This is a genomic window from Selenomonas ruminantium subsp. lactilytica TAM6421 (assembly GCF_000284095.1).
Classification (GTDB): Bacteria; Bacillota; Negativicutes; order Selenomonadales; family Selenomonadaceae; genus Selenomonas_A; species Selenomonas_A lactilytica.
In genome coordinates, this window is sequence record NC_017068.1 from 490,245 (window position 1) to 507,405 (window position 17,161).

Below are 17,161 nucleotides of genomic sequence, written 5' to 3' on the forward strand. Positions count from 1 at the left end.
ATCACGGGATTTAAAGCCGCCTGCGCCCGTCCTTGGGCGCCGGGCAACGATAATGCTTTATTTTTTGCTTCCAAGTGCCCGGCAGGGCGAAAGGGGCGTTTTTCAGCGTATTGGTGTAATTGATTGGAAAAGGTGTGATATTTATGTCTATGACAAAAGATGAAATGGCTATGATTGCGATGGAGATTGTGGCTTATGCGGGGGATGCGCGGACTAAGTTTTTGGCGGCTATGGATGCCATTGGGGAGAAGGATTTTGCCAAGGCAGAAGCGCTGATCAAAGAGGGGGATGATCTGATCCTGAATGCCCATAATCAGCAGACGGAACTGATTACGAAGGAGGCTGCCGGGGAGGAGATTGAGATTGGCTTCCTGACGGTGCATGCTCAGGACCATCTGATGACGGCGATGCTGCTGTCGGATATGGACAAGCGGTTCCTCAAGATGTTCCGGGAGAAATGAGGGTTGGTTATGGCAAAGAAATTTCCAGCTAATTTTATCTTTGGCGGGGCCACGGCAGCTTATCAGGTGGAGGGAGCCACCCGGGAGGATGGGCGGGGGCCCTGTGTCTGGGACGAGTATATGAACCGTCCCGGGGCGCGGTTCAATGCGGACCCGGCTTCGGATTTCTATCATCAGTACAAGCAGGATCTGCAGCTGGCCCATGATTTCCATATCAATGGTATCCGTATTTCCTTGTCCTGGACACGGATTTTGCCGACAGGTGAAGGCAAGGTCAATCAGGCGGGCATTGATTACTACAATCAGCTCATTGACGAGTGCATCAGACAGGGCGTAGAGCCCTTTGTGACACTGCATCATTTTGATACACCCCTTGCCTATTTTCAAAATGGTCATTGGCTGAATCGGGACTTGATCGATAAATTCACAGCCTATGCTAAGATTTGCTTTGAGGCTTTCGGCGACCGTGTCAAGAAATGGGCAACTTTCAATGAGCCTTGGTCCATTGCTCAGAATGGTTATCTGGCAGGTAACTTTCCCCCTAACGAGACCTTCCAGATCACGAAGGCCATCCAGATCGAGCATAATCTGATGGTAGCCCATGCCCGGGCTTTGAATCTCTACAAGAGCATGAACCTGCCGGGGCGTATCGGCATCGTGCATACGTTGGAGGGCAAGGTGGCCATTTCGGACACGCCGGAGAATAATCACGCCCGGGATCTGGATGATGCCATCTCCAACCGGTTTATGCTGGATGCCTGCTATTTGGGCAAATACAGTGATACGACGATGGCACTGATTCATGAGATCCTGCAGAAAAATGGCGGTGAGCTGATTACGGAACCACAGGATTTTGAGGATTTTGCCAAGGCTGCCGCACAGATTGATTTCTTAGGCATGAACTACTATTCCAGTCATTTCCTGCAGGCCTATGAGGGCGAAAGTCAGGTGGTGAACAACAGTACCGGTGAAAAGGGTACCAGCGTGTTCTGTCTGAAGGGGATTGGGGCCCGGGTCAGCAATCCGGAAGTTCCTACCACAGATTGGGACTGGCCCATTTATCCTGAAGGGATGTATCGCCAGCTGAAGCGTATTGCCCGGGATTATCCTAATTATAAGGAAATTTTCATTTCCGAAAATGGCATGGGTTATAAGGATGATTTTGTGGATGGTGAAGTCGATGATACCCCCCGCATCGAATATGTTGCCAAACATCTGGAGGCCATTTTGCAGGCCATTGCAGAAGGTGTGCATGTTGGTGGTTACTATATCTGGAGCCTGATGGATGTACTTTCCTGGAGCAATGGCTATAACAAACGCTATGGTCTCTTTTATGTGGACTATGAAACACAGAAGCGCTATCCCAAGAAAAGTGCTTATTGGTATAAGAAAATGGCGGCTGCCAAAGAACTGCTGCCTCCGTTATGAACGTGTTCTTCCCCCGGATAAAACGCCCCGTTGCAGGGGCGTTTTGGCTTGTATCCAAACACAGATTTTCGTTTTTTTGTAATTTTTTTTTGAAACTTATAGCATTATGGGCAGATAAATGGTAGAATTAAGGAGTATATTTGTGTGGACTAGGAATCCCAGTGGACGAAATACCGTTTGCCAGGGATGTAGAATAGAACATCATGGGGGTTAACGCTGTGTTTGAATTGGATGATAACGGCCTCGATCAGGTGGCCAAAATTAAGGTAATCGGTGTAGGCGGCGGCGGCAGCAATGCTGTCAACCGCATGATAAACTTCGGACTGCAGGGAGTCGAATTTATCGCTGTGAATACGGATGCGCAGGCGCTGTTGAAGTCTTTGGCTCCGAAGCGCATGCAGATTGGCGAGAAGCTCACCAGGGGATTGGGTGCAGGCGCTCGTCCGGAAATCGGCCAGAAAGCGGCTGAGGAAAGCCGCGATGATATTCTCGAAGCTCTGCGTGGTGCAGATATGGTCTTCGTTACCGCTGGCATGGGGGGCGGCACTGGTACTGGTGCTGCGCCGGTGGTTGCTGAATGTGCCCGGGAAATCGGTGCACTGACCGTAGGTGTTGTCACCCGTCCTTTCGGCTTCGAGGGCAAGAAGCGTGAGCGCAATGCCGAAGCAGGTATTGCCAACCTGAAGCAGCACGTGGATACCATCATTACCATTCCCAATGACCGCCTGATGCAGGTGGTGGACAAGAAGACGCCGATCACGCAGGCCTTCAGCATTGCCGATGACGTATTGCGTCAGGGTGTCAAAGGTATTTCCGACCTGATTGCTCTGCCTGGCCTGGTCAACCTGGACTTTGCTGATGTGAAGAGCATCATGAGCAACGCCGGTTCTGCCCTCATGGGTATCGGTGAGGCTACGGGTGAAGGTGCAGCTATCGCTGCTACTAAGATGGCCATTGAATCGCCGTTGCTGGAAACCAGCATCGACGGTGCCCGTGGTATCCTGCTGAACGTGACTGGTGCTGAAGACAACCTCAGCATGTACGAGATTCAGGAAGCTTCTGAAACCATCCATGAAGCAGCCGATGATCAGGCAAACATCATCTGGGGTGCATCTGTGGACAACACTATGGGCGATACCGTCCGGGTTACGGTTATTGCTACGGGCTTCGATATGCCGGAAACCATCGGGGTACAGCCCCAGGCCGTACCTTCGGCCGCTCAGCCGGTACAGCCGAACCTGAACCTCAATATGGGGATGCCGGGAGCAGCACCGGCTGCACCGATAGAACAGCAGCAGACGGTAGCGCCAGCTGCTGATTTCATCGACATTCCCGTGTGGATGCAGAAAAAATAATAAAATCTTAAAATATTTGTTGACAAGCGTTAAGAAGATATGTATAATATATCTTGTTCTTAACGCTTGTTGCGTTATATGGGTAGGTGGCCGAGTGGTTAAAGGCAACAGACTGTAAATCTGTCATCTTCGGATTACGATGGTTCGAATCCATCCCTGCCCACCACTTTGGCGGCATAGCTCAGTTGGCTAGAGCATGCGGTTCATACCCGCAGTGTCAGGAGTTCAAATCTCTTTGCCGCCACCATTTGGAAAGTCTTGAGCACATCTTTACAGGTGTGCTTTTTTTTGCGGGATAGTTGCGGCGTTTATGGTATGATGAATATTTTGTATACATCAAGATGTACATGTTTTTTTCAGAAAGAAATACTATAATATATGGCGTTTGTTGATAGGATTAGGTGGATGACATGAAACGCAGAGATTTCTTGAAAAACATGATACTCTTAGGTGCAGGCACGGTCGTACTGCCACAGCTTTGGACAGCGAAAGCAGCAGAGGCCGCCTGGAATGCCGATGGCGGCGCTGCGAGCGGCGTGGACTCGAAATTGGGGATTCCCATCCGGGAAACCAATTTTAGATTCTCTTCCTTGCAGAACCGCAAGACCACCGATGCTATTGTTATCCACCATGTAGGCGGAACCAATCGTGATGTGTCAGCTGAGGAAATCAATGTTTGGCACAAAAACAACGGCTGGGCCGGCATTGGCTATCACTTTGTCATACGCAAGGATGGCACCATTGAACGGGGACGTCCGATGGATATGCTTGGCGCGCATTGCTATGACCATAACTGGCATACGGTGGGAGTGAATATCGTAGGAGAGTTTGATGGTCATGTACCGGAACCGGCCCAGATGGATTCTGCGGCGAAACTTCTGGCTGCACTGTGCCGTTATTACGGCATTGAGCCGAACCGCCAGCATATCAAAGGCCATCGGGAGTATAACTCCACGGCCTGCCCGGGGCAGAATCTCTTTGATCGTCTGCCACGGTTGGTGACGATGACACGCAAATATTACTGACAAGCTTCAAGACACTACAAACTGACTAAGGGGTGACGGCAATGCGTTACCGTTGGTTTATTGACAAGGATAAGCAGACCGATGAGTACGGTGTGCCCCTGAGCCGGGCAGCTTATGATGAAGAACTGCATCCACAGAAGAAACCGCTGTACAGCAGGGGAGAGATCCTGGCCATCCTGGTGGTTATCTTTGTTCTCTTCTATGAATGGAATGAAGATTACAATCCGGTATTGTACATGTGCGCGTCCTTCCTGACCTTTGAGGCACGCCCGGTAGTGCGTTTTTTCATGGGGGAGAGAAGCAGGACAGTCAACAATGCTCTGACCGGTTTCAGCGTGGCCGTGTTTGTGGCTGCTGTTTTTTGGACAATGCTTTGAGTTTGCTTTTATTAATGTAAATTTTCAGGCATTTGCCAAAAATGATTATAAAAAATTATTTATATTTTTTTTAGAAACAAGCAGGAAAACATCGTATAAAGGCGAATTATGTCAATATAGATTGATTGTTGGTGAAAAGCAATCAAAGGCAGCTGCATCCTGTCAGTGCCGTGACATATGTCATAATATCGTGACAAATGTAACAATTTTATAACCTGCAGCAAAAAATACAGAAATAGCAGGGAAAAACTGTATACTAACAGATGAAAATCTGTTAAAATATATACATAAAAGTAAACTGTAGTCGAATAAGGGGAGATTATTGTTTACTGTGATATCCAAGGGGGATTTTTTATGAGAAAGACAGAATGCTTGGCCATGATTTTGGCCGGTGGTCAGGGCAGCCGCCTCGGCGCGCTCACCAAGAAGATTGCAAAACCGGCTGTACCGTTTGGGGGAAAGTATCGCATTATTGACTTCCCACTCAGTAACTGCGCAAATTCCGGTATTGACAAGGTCGGTGTCCTCACCCAGTATCGTCCGCTGGAGCTGCACAACTACCTGGCTTCTGGCAGCGCCTGGGATCTGGACCAGAAGGATGGCGGTATCTTTATCCTGCCGCCGTATGCCCGTGAAAAGGGTGCTGATTGGTATCAGGGTACTGCTGATGCCATTTATCAGAACCTGAACTTCATTGATTTAGCAGATCCTGAATATGTTCTCATTCTGTCTGGTGACCACATCTACACGATGGATTATTCCTGGATGCTGGAATCTCATAAGATGAATAAGGCTGAGGCTACCATCGGCGTTATCGAAGTGCCTTGGGATGAAGCACCGCGTTTCGGTATCATGAACACGGACAAGACGGGCCGCATCGAAGAATTCGAAGAAAAGCCCGCGAAACCGAAGAGCAATCTGGCCTCCATGGGTATCTATATTTTCAACAAGAATTTCCTCAAGAAATATCTGGAAGAAGATGCCAAAGACGAAACCAGCAGCCATGACTTCGGCAAGAACATCATTCCGAAGATGCTGGCTGACAAAGCTCGCCTGTATTCTTACGCCTTCGAAGGCTACTGGAAGGATGTCGGCACCATCGAAAGCCTCTGGCAGGCCAATATGGACCTGCTGCAGGATGAGCCGCCCTTCGACCTCAAGGGTGAGAAGAAGATCTATTCTTCCAACGCCTCCATGCCGCCGCACTACATCGGTCCGGATGCCAAGGTGAAGAATTCCATGATCAGCGAAGGTTCCATGATCCTTGGTGAAGTGGAAAACTCCGTAATCTTCCCGGGCGTGCGCATTGGTAAGGGCGTTAAGGTTACCAATTCCGTAGTTATGCCTTCAACCGTTATCCGTGACGGTGCCGTAGTGGATTACGCCATCCTGGCTCAGAACTGTGAAGTAGCTGCAGGAGCCAAGGTTGCAGGCGAATTGGGCGCTATCACTGTAGTAGCTGAGGGTGAGACTGTACTGGCCGAGGCTAGCGGCAAGCAGGCCGGCTGAGTATTTCCCTATCGTTACAGCCTAGATACAGCAAGGAGTGGAAGAAATTGAAAGATGTAATGGGGATTATTAATCTTCAGGAAGATAATAAATTAATTCGTGAACTGACGGAAAAACGTGCGGTGGAGTCCATGCCCTTTGCAGGACGCTATCGTCTGATTGACTTTACTTTATCCAGCATGGTGAATTCAGGTATCCTGAATGTAGGGGTTATGCTTCCCGATAAACCCCGTTCCGTGCTTGACCATCTTCGTTCCGGTAAGGATTGGGATCTGGCCCGCCGTCATGACGGCCTGTTCTACTTGCCGTCCCCCAGCGAAGAAGACAGCATCCGTAAAGGCGATTTAAAGAACTTCTATCACAATCTGGATTTCTTCGAACATAGCAGTCAGAAATATGTATTGCTGACCAGCGGCAGCTTCGTCTACAATGTGGACTTTTCCCAGCTCCTGCGCTTCCATCAGAACACCTCGGCGGATATCACGATGGTGTATTATACGGCAAAGGAAGAGCAGGCCGGCCGCAATGTGATTCTCGAAACTGCTGAAAATGGTCTGGTGACAGATTTGGCCGAGAAACCGGCTATTTACGATGACTCCAAGGTAGCGATGAATGTGTATCTCATCGAAAAACGCATCTTCGTAGAATTGGTGCGTTACACCTATGAGCATGGCGGACAGGATCTCCTGATGGACGGCATCATCCGTCGCGCCAACGAGTATAATATCTATGCTTGTGAGCACGATGGCTATGTGGCCCATGTGGATTCCACTTCCGCATATTACAAGGCGAACATGGATATATTGGAACCGGAGGTTTGGGAAGAGCTCTTCATGGGTAACAATTCCATTTATACCAAAGGCAAAGATGAAGTTCCGGTTCAATATAAGGAGACAGCTAAAGTCAAAAATTCGCTGATCGCTAATGGCTGCGTAATTCGCGGCGAAGTCGAAAACAGCATTTTGTTCCGTGGTGTCACCGTAGGCAAGGGCGTAAAAATCAAGAATTCCATTATCATGCAGAAATGTGATATACAGGATGATTCCTTGGTGGAAAATGTCATCTGCGACAAGAACGTGGTTATCTCAAAGGAAAAATGGCTTAAAGGTGCCAATAATTACCCGCTGATCATCACGAAGAATGTCGTAATCTGATATTGAAAGGCCGTTGTAACGAGGCAATCTGCCTATAACGGGCATAAGCCAAGTTATGACGGCTTTTTGTTGTGTTGAGGCTGAAAAAAGGGAGTGTTTTTTTTGGCAAAGGAAAAGAAAAAAGTCAATGACGCTGAGTTCAAGAAACTCAAGGAAAAACTGAAAGCCCGCTTTATCAATACGGCCCATATCATGTGGGGCCGCGAATTGGACGAGCTTTCGGAAAATGAAATATATCAGACGGTAGCCGCTACGGCTAAGCAGTATATCTCGGAAAACTGGATCAAGACCAACAAGGCCTATATGGAGCGGGAAGAGAAACAGATCTACTATTTCTCCATCGAATTTCTGATGGGGCGTCTCTTGAAATCCAACTTGATCAATCTGGGCTTGGAAGAGGCACTGCGGGATGTATTGGGTGACTTCAAGCTGAACCTCGACAAGATCTATGAGGAAGAACCTGATGCCGGTTTGGGCAACGGCGGTCTGGGCAGATTGGCTGCCTGCTTTATCGATTCCATGGCTGCCCATCACCTGCCGGGCCATGGCTGCTCCATCCGTTATCAGTACGGTCTGTTCGAGCAGAAGATCATCAACGGCAACCAGGTTGAGATTCCGGACAACTGGCTCAAGAACGGCTTTGCCTGGGAATACCGCAAGCCTGATAAGGCCATCGATGTCAAATTCTACGGCAATGCCTATATGAAGGAACAACCGGATGGCAGCCTGAAACTTGTGCACGAGAACCCCATGATCGTCATGGCCGTTCCCTATGATGTGCCTATTGTCGGCTATCATAACAACACGGTCAACAACTTGCGTCTCTGGAATGCGGAAGTCAACCGCGATTTCTCCGACTATGGTTTCCTTACTCAGGAACAGATCCGCCAGAAGAATGAATACCGTGCTTTCGTCGAAAGCATCACGCGCTATCTCTATCCGGATGACAGCACCTGGGATGGCCGCAAGATGCGCCTGATCCAGGAATACTTCATGACCTCTGCCGGCGTGCAGAGCATCGTCCGCCACTACAAGAAGACGGGCATGAAGATCAAGGATCTGAGCCAGAAAATCGCCATCCACATCAACGATACCCATCCGGCTGTAGCTGTGCCGGAACTCATGCGTATCCTGCTGGATGAGGAAGGTCTGGAGTGGAGCGAGGCTTGGGCAATCACCAAGAACACCATCGCTTACACCAACCATACGATCATGCCGGAAGCCCTCGAAACCTGGCCGGTGGATATGTTCAAGGAACTGCTGCCGCGTGTCTACATGATCATCGAAGAAATCAACCGCCGTCATCTCGAAGAAGTGCGTGAACGCTATCCGAACAATGATGGCAAGGTGCAGGCTCTGTCCATCCTCGAAAATGGCATGGTGCATATGGCCCGCCTGGCAATTGTCGGCGGTCACAGCGTCAACGGCGTAGCCAAGATCCATTCTGATATTCTGAAGGCATCCACGCTGCATGACTTCTATGAATTCAATCCCAAGATGTTCAATAACAAGACCAACGGCATCACCCATCGCCGCTGGCTTATGGGGGCAAATCCTGAGCTGGCAGGGCTGATTGATGAGACTTTGGGCAGCCGCCGTTGGCATCGTTATCCGGAACAGCTTGACTTGTTGAACGATTTCGTCAGCGACAAGCCCTTCCTGGCGGAACTCGGCAAGATCAAGCACCTGCGCAAGGAACATCTGGCCCAGTATATCCTGGAGCATAACCTGATCAAGGTCAATCCGGACAGCATCTTTGACATCCAGGTCAAGAGAATCCATTCCTATAAGCGTCAGCTTATGAATATCCTGCATATCATGTATCAGTACAACGCGCTGAAATATGATAAAGGCTATGATATGATCCCGACCACCTATATCTTCGGCGGCAAGGCTGCACCGGGCTATTATATCGCCAAGGAAACCATCCGCCTGATCAATGCGGTGGCCGAGAAAGTCAACAATGACAGAACCATCAAGGATAAGATGAAGATTGTCTTCATCGAGAACTTCGGTGTTTCCATCGGTGAGATCGTCTATCCGGCAGCTGATGTCAGTGAGCAGATCTCTACGGCGTCCAAGGAAGCTTCCGGCACGGGCAACATGAAGTTCATGATGAACGGTGCCATTACGCTGGGGACGATGGACGGTGCCAATGTGGAAATCCGTGAGGCAGTCGGCGGCGATCAGGGCGGTGACGATCACTGCGTGATCTTCGGCCTGCGGGCAGAAGACGTCCTGACCTACTATATGACCGGTACTTATTCCGCATGGGATGAATACAACAGCAATGAAATGGTTCGCTTTGTCATGAACCAGCTCATTGACGGTACCTACGGGGATTTCCGTTCCCTCTACGATTACCTCATCCACGGCAATGATGAATTCTTCATCTTGAAGGACTTGAGCTCCTATGCTTGGGGCCATGAGGAAATCATGCGCCGTTATAAGGATAAACTTGGCTGGCTCAAATCCTCCGCCATGAATATCGCCAACTCTGGCCGGTTCTCGTCTGACCGTACCATAGACGAATATGCAAACGAAATCTGGCATGTGAAACCTGTCCGTATTTCGTAAGCTTGGGGACTTAGTGCCTTCCCCTGCGGGGGAAGGCCAAACAAGGGGGATTATTTTTGAAAACTTCTGATTTGAGTGAGTTTGACCGCTATTTATTCCATCAGGGAACAAATTACCACGCTTACGAGATGCTGGGGGCGCACTTCGTGGAGCAGGATGGCAAACAGGGGATTCGCTTTGCTGTCTGGGCACCACATGCCAAGGCTGTCAGCGTGGTGGGGGATTTCAACAACTGGGATACCCGGGTGAATCCCATGCACAAGATTGGTGATGGGGAGATCTGGGTGGCCTTCGTGGAGAGTTTGGGGGAGGGCGAGCTTTATAAGTACGCCATTGAACCCCAGTGGGGCGGCCCCCATATCATGAAGGCAGATCCTTATGGCTTCTATGCCGAGAAGAAGCCGGAAACGGCTTCCCGCACCTTTGACATGAATCACTATAAATGGAGTGATGACGGCTGGAAGGTGCAGAAACGCAAGGAATCTTCCTATGACCGGCCTATGCTGACCTATGAAGTCCATTTAGGTTCCTGGCGCCGCAATGCCGAGGGTGAGTATCTGACCTATCGGGAGGCTGCTGACCAGCTTATCGATTATGTGAAGGATATGAACTACACCCATATCGAATTCATGCCCCTCTGCGAGCATCCCTTCGATGGTTCCTGGGGCTATCAGGCCACAGGATACTATGCAGTGACCAGCCGTTATGGCACGCCGGATGATTTCCGTTATCTGGTGGATCGAGCCCATCAGCAGGGCATCGGCATCATCATGGACTGGGTGCCGGGGCATTTCTGCAAGGATGAGCAGGGCCTGCGTCATTTCGATGGCCTGCCGCTCTACGAATCCGATAACGAGCAGCGGGCGGAAAACTGGGAGTGGGGTACCACGAACTTCGACTACGGCCGGACAGAGGTGCAGAGCTTCCTGATTTCCAATGCCATGTTCTGGTTCGAGGAATTCCATATCGACGGCCTGCGTATCGATGCAGTGGCGAATATGCTCTATTTGGATTATGGCCGCAAGGATGGCGAGTGGATGCCGAATAAATACGGTGACACCGGCAACCTTGAAGCCATGGACTTCCTGCGGAAACTCAATGAAGCGATTTTCAAATTCCATCCCCAGGCATTGATGATTGCCGAGGAATCTACGTCCTGGCCCCTGATATCGAAACCTGTCTATATGGGGGGCATGGGCTTCAATTACAAGTGGAATATGGGCTGGATGAACGACATGCTGAAGTATGTGAGCCTGGATCCCATTTATCGCAAATGGAATCATGATAAGGTGACCTTCTCCTTCATGTATGCGTTTTCCGAGAACTTTGTCCTGCCCCTGTCCCATGATGAAGTGGTTCACGGCAAGTGTTCTCTTATCAGCAAGATGCCCGGAGATTACTGGCAGAAATTTGCCGGTCTCCGTTGCTTCTTCGGCTATTGGATGGCCCATCCGGGCAAGAAACTGCTCTTTATGGGCGGTGAGTTTGCCCAATTCATCGAGTGGAATTTCGATGATGAGCTGGATTGGCATCTGGTCAAGGAATTTGACAAGCATGCCAAGATGTTGGCCTTCTCCAAAGCCCTCAATAAATTCTATTTGGATACCAGAGCGTTCTGGCAGGTGGACTTCGACTGGAATGGCTTCCAGTGGATCGATCCCAACGACAATAACAACAGCATCGTGTCCTTTATCCGCAAGGCAGAGGATCGGAATGACTTTGTCATTGCCATCAGCAACTTCACGCCGGAGGTGCGGCAGGATTACCGCATCGGCGTGCCGGCCAAGGGCAGCTATATCGAAGTGTTCAACTCCGATGAAACAGCCTTCGGCGGCAGCGGCGTGAAGAATGTGGGGGAAATCCAGAGTCAGGACAAACCCTGGCACAACCGGGAACAGTCCATCAGTCTCACCATCCCGCCACTGGCTACCATCTATCTGCGGCTGAAGCGTCAGGATGGTTCCAATGTGTCCTATCCTGAAGAGCACAGTCATGTAGAAGCCAAAGGTTTTGAGGTGGGGGAGGATAAGTCCTCTACGGCGGCCATTGCGGCTACCCAAAAAGCTCCGGCGAAAAAATCTTCAGCAAAGAAAACAACAACGAAAAAAACAACGACTAAATCTACAACGAAGACCAAGAAAACGACAGCAAGCAGGAAAACTTCAGCTGCCAAGTCAGTGAAAACGAAGGCAGCGCCCAGAACTGCTACTCGAAAGCGAGCGGCCAAACCACTTGTGGAAGATGCCGCAGTTAATGCCTAAAGCTCAGGTTTTTTAAGGTTAGGGAGGAAATCCGAAATGAAAGTTCTTTATGTAGCATCGGAAGCAGTACCTTTTGTCAAGACGGGCGGTTTGGCCGACGTGGCCGGTTCATTGCCCAAGGCACTTTTGAAAGAAGATGTGGACATCCGCGTCATCATGCCGAAGTACGGTGCCATTGCCAAGGAATATATCGACCAGATGGAACATGTCTATGATGGCGAGCTGGAAGTTGCCTGGCGCAGCAAGTATGTGGGCCTGGACAAATTGGAAAAAGATGGCGTGACTTATTATTTCGTAGACAATCAGGAATATTACAATCGTGAAGGTTTCTATGGCTACGATGATGATGCTGAGCGCTTTTCCTTCTTCAGCCGGGCTGTGCTGAACCTCCTGCCGGCCATGGACTTCTGGCCCGATGTCATCCATTCCAATGACTGGCATGCAGGCCTTGTCAATGTGTTCCTGAAATTGGAGCATATGGATGATGAACGCTATCAGCATATCAAGACACTCTATACCATCCACAACCTGAAATATCAGGGCGTATTCCCGAAGGATATCATGCAGGACGTGCTGGGGCTGGATTGGAAATACTTCAATAATGGCGATCTGGAATTCTTCGATGCGGTCAACTTCATGAAGGGCGGCATCATCTACTCCGATTATGTATCCACTGTCAGCAAGACCTATGCTCAGGAAATCCAGTATGAATACTTCGGTGAGCATCTGGACGGCCTGCTCCGCAGCCGCCGGGATGACCTCTTTGGTATCGTCAATGGTATTGACTATGACGTTTATAATCCCATGACGGATAAGAACCTCTTTGAGACTTACGATGTGGACAGTCAGGATCGCAAGATGGACAACAAGGTTGCCCTGCAGAAGATGCTGGGCCTGCCAGAAGGCCGCCGCACGCCGGTAGTTGCTCTGGTTTCCCGTCTGGTAGCAGCCAAAGGACTTGACCTGATTGTGCGCATGATGGATGAGATCCTCATGCACGAAGATATCCAGTTCATTGTCCTGGGTACCGGCGACAAGGAATACGAAGATTGGTTCAAAGGGCTGGCATGGCGTTTCCCGCATAAGGTTTCCGCTAATATCAAGTTCTCCAATGAATTGGCACAGCGCATCTATGCTGGTGCAGATATCTTCCTGATGCCCTCCAACTATGAACCGTGCGGCATTGGGCAGATTGTGGCTATGCGTTACGGCACGATTCCGGTGGTTCGTGAAACAGGCGGTCTTAAGGATACGGTACAGCAGTACGACAAGTACACCCAGACCGGTAACGGCTTTGTCTTCAATGATTACAACGCACATGAGATGATGTATGCATTGAAGCGGGCTCTGAGCGCTTATGGCAATTATGAGGAATGGAACAACATCGTTCACAATGCCATGGCAACGGACTTCAGCTGGACCAATTCGGCGAAGGAATACAAGAAGCTCTATGAGCAGCTGGTAAATAAATAAGATCAAGGGATGAAACAGGGCGGCAATTATTTTGCCGCCCTTAACCGCAGGAAGAGGTGGGAATCAAGTGCTTACGCGGAATGAAGTAGAACATAACTCACATAATGTGTACTACCGCTGCCCACGGGGGGCAGCCGAAGCAGGAAGCAAGGTGAGGCTTGGCCTGCAGATCCGGAGCAAACAGCAGATCAATCAGGTGCTTTTGCATGTCTGGCAGGATAAGGTTGGCGAAAAACTCCTGCCCTTGGCGACGAAAGATCCGTTGGATGCAGATCACCGTTATTATTTCATCGATTATGAGATGCCGGAGAAGGGCGATCTGCTCTGGTATTATTTCATTATTTCCTGCAGTGATGGCACCTGCTACTATGGCAATAACCATGAGCAGTGGGGCGGGCAGGGGGAGATTTATCCGCATGTGCCGCCGGCCTATCAGATCACGGTCTACAATAAAGGGGCCAAGACGCCGGATTGGTTCAAGCATGCCATCATGTACCAGATTTTCCCAGATCGCTTCGCCCGTCAGGGGGACAGGCTCATTGAAAAAGAAGGCGCAGTCTATCATGCCAGCTGGACGGACGATCCCTGTTATTACAAGGATCCGGATACCAAGGATATCGTTGCCTATGATTTCTTTGGCGGCAATATCGCCGGCCTAATGGCGAAGCTCGACTATCTGAAGGATATGGGCATCAGCGTCATCTATCTGAATCCCGTGTTCGAGTCGGAAAGCAATCATCATTATGATACCGGGGATTACCATAAGATCGATCCCATCCTGGGGACGAATGAAGAATTCCATGAACTGGTGGAAACAGCGGAGAAAAAGGGTATCCGCATCATATTGGACGGTGTGTTCAGCCATACCGGCAGCAACAGCCGTTATTTCAACCGCAAGGGTAAATACGATGGCGTAGGTGCTTTTCAGTCAGAAAAGTCACCCTATTATGAATGGTACAGTTTCCGCAATTTCCCTTATGAATACGATTGCTGGTGGAATTTCGATACCCTGCCCAATGTGCGGGAGACGACGCCGTCCTATATGGATTTCATCATCCGGAATCCGGACAGCGTGCTCCATCATTGGCTCAAGGAGGGGATTGCAGGCTGGCGTCTCGACGTCATCGACGAGCTGCCCGAACCCTTCTCCCAGAGTTTCTATGCGGAACTCAAGAAAACGAACAAAGACGCCGTGATGATCGGCGAGGTCTGGGAAGATGCCTCCAACAAGGTGGCCTATGGTCAGCCGCGCAAGTATCTTTGCGGTCAGGAAATGGATTCAGCCATGAATTATCCCTTCCGCAAGATTCTGTTGGATTTCCTTCTGGGCTATGTGCCGGGGCGCAATACCATGCGTCAGTTCAACAGCCTGCGGGAGAACTATCCGCCGGAAAATTTCTACGCCATGATGAACCTGATCGGCAGCCATGATGTGCAGCGGGCCATCACGATTTTGGGTGAGACGCCTTATTATGACGGCATGCCGGCTATCGAGCAGTGCAGGGCCAAGCTTTCACCGGAAATGTATAAAGTGGGCAAGGCCCGTCTCAAGATGGCGGCGTTGTTCCAGATGACTTATCCCGGTGTACCCTGTATCTATTACGGGGATGAGATCGGCATGGAGGGGTTCAAGGATCCTACGAACCGCCGTCCTTATAAATGGCAGGGCGGGGATGAGGAACTGCGTGAATATTACCGCACCATCATCAAGGCCCGCAATGACAATACGGCTTTGCAGACCGGGGAACTGCTTTCCCTGACGGCAGAGGGGGATATCATTGCCTTTGCCCGCGTGGTGCGCAGCGGTCATGATGTCTTCGGCGGGGATGCGGAAAATGGTGCGTTCATCAGCGTATTCAATCGCAGCCGCACGGACAGTCAGACGGTGCATCTCGACATCAGCGACTTTGCCGATGGGCAATTTGTGGATATGGTGGCAGTGGAAGGTGTGAAAGCAGAACCGCTGCTGTCTCATCGCGGCAGGTTGGATGTGAAGATGCCGCCGCTGACGGGCAGGCTCCTGCGTTATGAACCATTGCCCCGGAAATACGAGCGGGCGGCAGGGATTCTCCTGCATCCTACCTCCTTGCCCTCGAAATACGGCATTGGGGATATGGGGAAAGAGGCTTACAAGTTTGTGGACTTCCTAGCGTCTGCCGGGCTGAAGGTTTGGCAGATCCTGCCCTTAGGGCCCGTGGGCTTTGGCTATTCGCCCTATCAGTCCCCCTCGGCTTTTGCCGGGAATCCTCTGCTGATCGATATGGATGAACTGCTGGAACATGGCTGGATCACGCAGGCTGAAGCCCGGGTGCCCTATGTCAGCAAGTCTTCCTTTATCGACTTCGAGCGTGTGATTTCCTTCAAGCAGAAATGCTTCAAGAAGGCTTGGGCGGCTTTCCAGAAGTCAAAGGACGTGGAGATGCACGGCGAGTTCCAGGCCTTTATCGAAGAGGCTGCCAGCTGGCTGGATGATTATGCCCTTTTCGATGCGGCCAAGAAAGAGTTCAAGAACAAGCCTTGGTTTGAGTGGCCGGAAGCGCTTGTGCGCCGGGAACCAAAAGCCCTGAAGCAACTGGCGGAACATATGGAAGAGGCTGTGGGCTATGCGAAATTTGTGCAGTTTATCTTCCATCGGCAGTGGAAAAAACTGCATGCCTACGCCAACAGCAAGGGCATAAAGATCATGGGGGATATGCCCATATTCATTTCTCATGACAGTGCCGATGTCTGGGCCAATCAGAAGCTGTTTGACCTGAATCCCGATGGTACGGCTAAGACCGTAGCGGGCGTACCGCCTGATTACTTCAGCGCCACGGGCCAGCTTTGGGGAAATCCCCAATATGACTGGAAGGCCATGGAAAAGGAAAACTACAACTGGTGGAAGAAACGCTTCAAGAATCTGCACCGTCTGGTGGATATCGTGCGCATCGACCACTTCCGCGGCTTTGAATCCTATTGGGAAGTGGATGGCAAGGCAGAGACTGCCATCAACGGTCATTGGCGCAAAGGCCCTGGCAAGGAGTTCTTCGATATCATCAAGAAAGAGATTGGTGATATGGAAATCGTGGCAGAAGATCTGGGCATCATCACCGATGAGGTAGAAGCTCTCAGAGACGCCTGCGGTTTCCCCGGCATGAAGGTGCTGCACTTCACGCTGCATTTCAATGAACAGGGGCGGATGGGCTTTGTGGCGCCGGAGAACAGCATCGTCTACACGGGCACCCACGATAATAACACCACCGTGGGCTGGTATCAGCATGATCTGGATGATGCATCCCGGGCTGCCATAGCCTCCATGCTCAATGTCAAAATGGATCGTCCCTGGGAGGTGGCCAAAGGGCTGATGAAGTTTGGTTTGGCTTCCGAAGCAAGGTTGGCGATTGCGCCGATGCAGGATGTTTTAGGGCTGGATGAACGGGCCAGGATGAATACGCCTGGGACTGTGGGGCTGAACTGGAAGTGGTGCCTGAAGCCGGATTACCTGCTGGAAGTTGATGCAGAGAAGATCAAAGGGCTGTGCAAGAAGTACGGTCGCTGTTAG

General features: G+C 50.4%; 11 protein-coding genes and 2 tRNA genes. All 13 read left to right on the forward strand.

What is annotated here, in order from left to right; genetic code table 11:
• The first annotated feature begins 143 nt into the window (after positions 1–143).
• Positions 144–461: a PTS lactose/cellobiose transporter subunit IIA gene (locus SELR_RS02275; protein WP_014423584.1), complete on the forward strand. Its 318-nt coding sequence runs from the start codon at positions 144–146 to the stop codon at positions 459–461.
• A 9-nt stretch (positions 462–470) separates the two neighbouring features.
• Complete coding sequence (gene lacG, locus SELR_RS02280; protein WP_014423585.1) at positions 471–1,889, forward strand: 6-phospho-beta-galactosidase; 1,419 nt, start codon at positions 471–473, stop codon at positions 1,887–1,889.
• 203 nt (positions 1,890–2,092) lie between these two features.
• Positions 2,093–3,244, forward strand: coding sequence for a cell division protein FtsZ (gene ftsZ, locus SELR_RS02285; RefSeq protein ID WP_080585402.1), 1,152 nt, complete (start codon positions 2,093–2,095; stop codon positions 3,242–3,244).
• Between the two features lie 80 nt (positions 3,245–3,324).
• Positions 3,325–3,410, forward strand: a tRNA-Tyr gene (locus SELR_RS02290).
• Positions 3,411–3,414: 4 nt separating this feature from the next.
• Positions 3,415–3,491, forward strand: a tRNA-Met gene (locus SELR_RS02295).
• Between the two features lie 163 nt (positions 3,492–3,654).
• Positions 3,655–4,269: an N-acetylmuramoyl-L-alanine amidase gene (locus tag SELR_RS02300; protein WP_014423587.1), complete on the forward strand. Its 615-nt coding sequence runs from the start codon at positions 3,655–3,657 to the stop codon at positions 4,267–4,269.
• Between the two features lie 41 nt (positions 4,270–4,310).
• Positions 4,311–4,646 carry a hypothetical protein gene (locus SELR_RS02305; RefSeq protein WP_014423588.1) on the forward strand — a complete coding sequence of 112 codons (336 nt, stop codon included), beginning with the start codon at positions 4,311–4,313 and terminating at the stop codon, positions 4,644–4,646.
• A gap of 354 nt (positions 4,647–5,000) precedes the next feature.
• Positions 5,001–6,155, forward strand: a complete 1,155-nt coding sequence (locus SELR_RS02310) for a glucose-1-phosphate adenylyltransferase (RefSeq protein WP_014423589.1) — start codon at positions 5,001–5,003, stop codon at positions 6,153–6,155.
• Between the two features lie 47 nt (positions 6,156–6,202).
• Entirely contained in the window at positions 6,203–7,309 is a 1,107-nt protein-coding gene (gene glgD, locus SELR_RS02315; protein ID WP_014423590.1) for a glucose-1-phosphate adenylyltransferase subunit GlgD, read from the forward strand.
• A gap of 102 nt (positions 7,310–7,411) precedes the next feature.
• Entirely contained in the window at positions 7,412–9,886 is a 2,475-nt protein-coding gene (locus SELR_RS02320; protein WP_014423591.1) for a glycogen/starch/alpha-glucan phosphorylase, read from the forward strand.
• Positions 9,887–9,942: 56 nt separating this feature from the next.
• Positions 9,943–12,147 carry a 1,4-alpha-glucan branching protein GlgB gene (glgB, locus tag SELR_RS02325; RefSeq protein ID WP_014423592.1) on the forward strand — a complete coding sequence of 735 codons (2,205 nt, stop codon included), beginning with the start codon at positions 9,943–9,945 and terminating at the stop codon, positions 12,145–12,147.
• Positions 12,148–12,183: 36 nt separating this feature from the next.
• The gene (gene glgA, locus SELR_RS02330) at positions 12,184–13,620 is read left to right on the forward strand and encodes a glycogen synthase GlgA (protein ID WP_014423593.1); all 1,437 of its coding nucleotides are present in this window, start codon (positions 12,184–12,186) and stop codon (positions 13,618–13,620) included.
• A 67-nt stretch (positions 13,621–13,687) separates the two neighbouring features.
• Positions 13,688–17,161 carry a 4-alpha-glucanotransferase gene (gene malQ / locus SELR_RS02335; RefSeq protein WP_014423594.1) on the forward strand — a complete coding sequence of 1,158 codons (3,474 nt, stop codon included), beginning with the start codon at positions 13,688–13,690 and terminating at the stop codon, positions 17,159–17,161.

Coding starts and splice junctions, on each gene's coding strand:
- SELR_RS02275 (WP_014423584.1), top strand. CDS start 144: ATGTCTATGACAAAAGATGAAATGGCTATGATTGCGATGGAGATTGTG.
- lacG (WP_014423585.1), top strand. CDS start 471: ATGGCAAAGAAATTTCCAGCTAATTTTATCTTTGGCGGGGCCACGGCA.
- ftsZ (WP_080585402.1), top strand. CDS start 2,093: ATGGGGGTTAACGCTGTGTTTGAATTGGATGATAACGGCCTCGATCAG.
- SELR_RS02300 (WP_014423587.1), top strand. CDS start 3,655: ATGAAACGCAGAGATTTCTTGAAAAACATGATACTCTTAGGTGCAGGC.
- SELR_RS02305 (WP_014423588.1), top strand. CDS start 4,311: ATGCGTTACCGTTGGTTTATTGACAAGGATAAGCAGACCGATGAGTAC.
- SELR_RS02310 (WP_014423589.1), top strand. CDS start 5,001: ATGAGAAAGACAGAATGCTTGGCCATGATTTTGGCCGGTGGTCAGGGC.
- glgA (WP_014423593.1), top strand. CDS start 12,184: ATGAAAGTTCTTTATGTAGCATCGGAAGCAGTACCTTTTGTCAAGACG.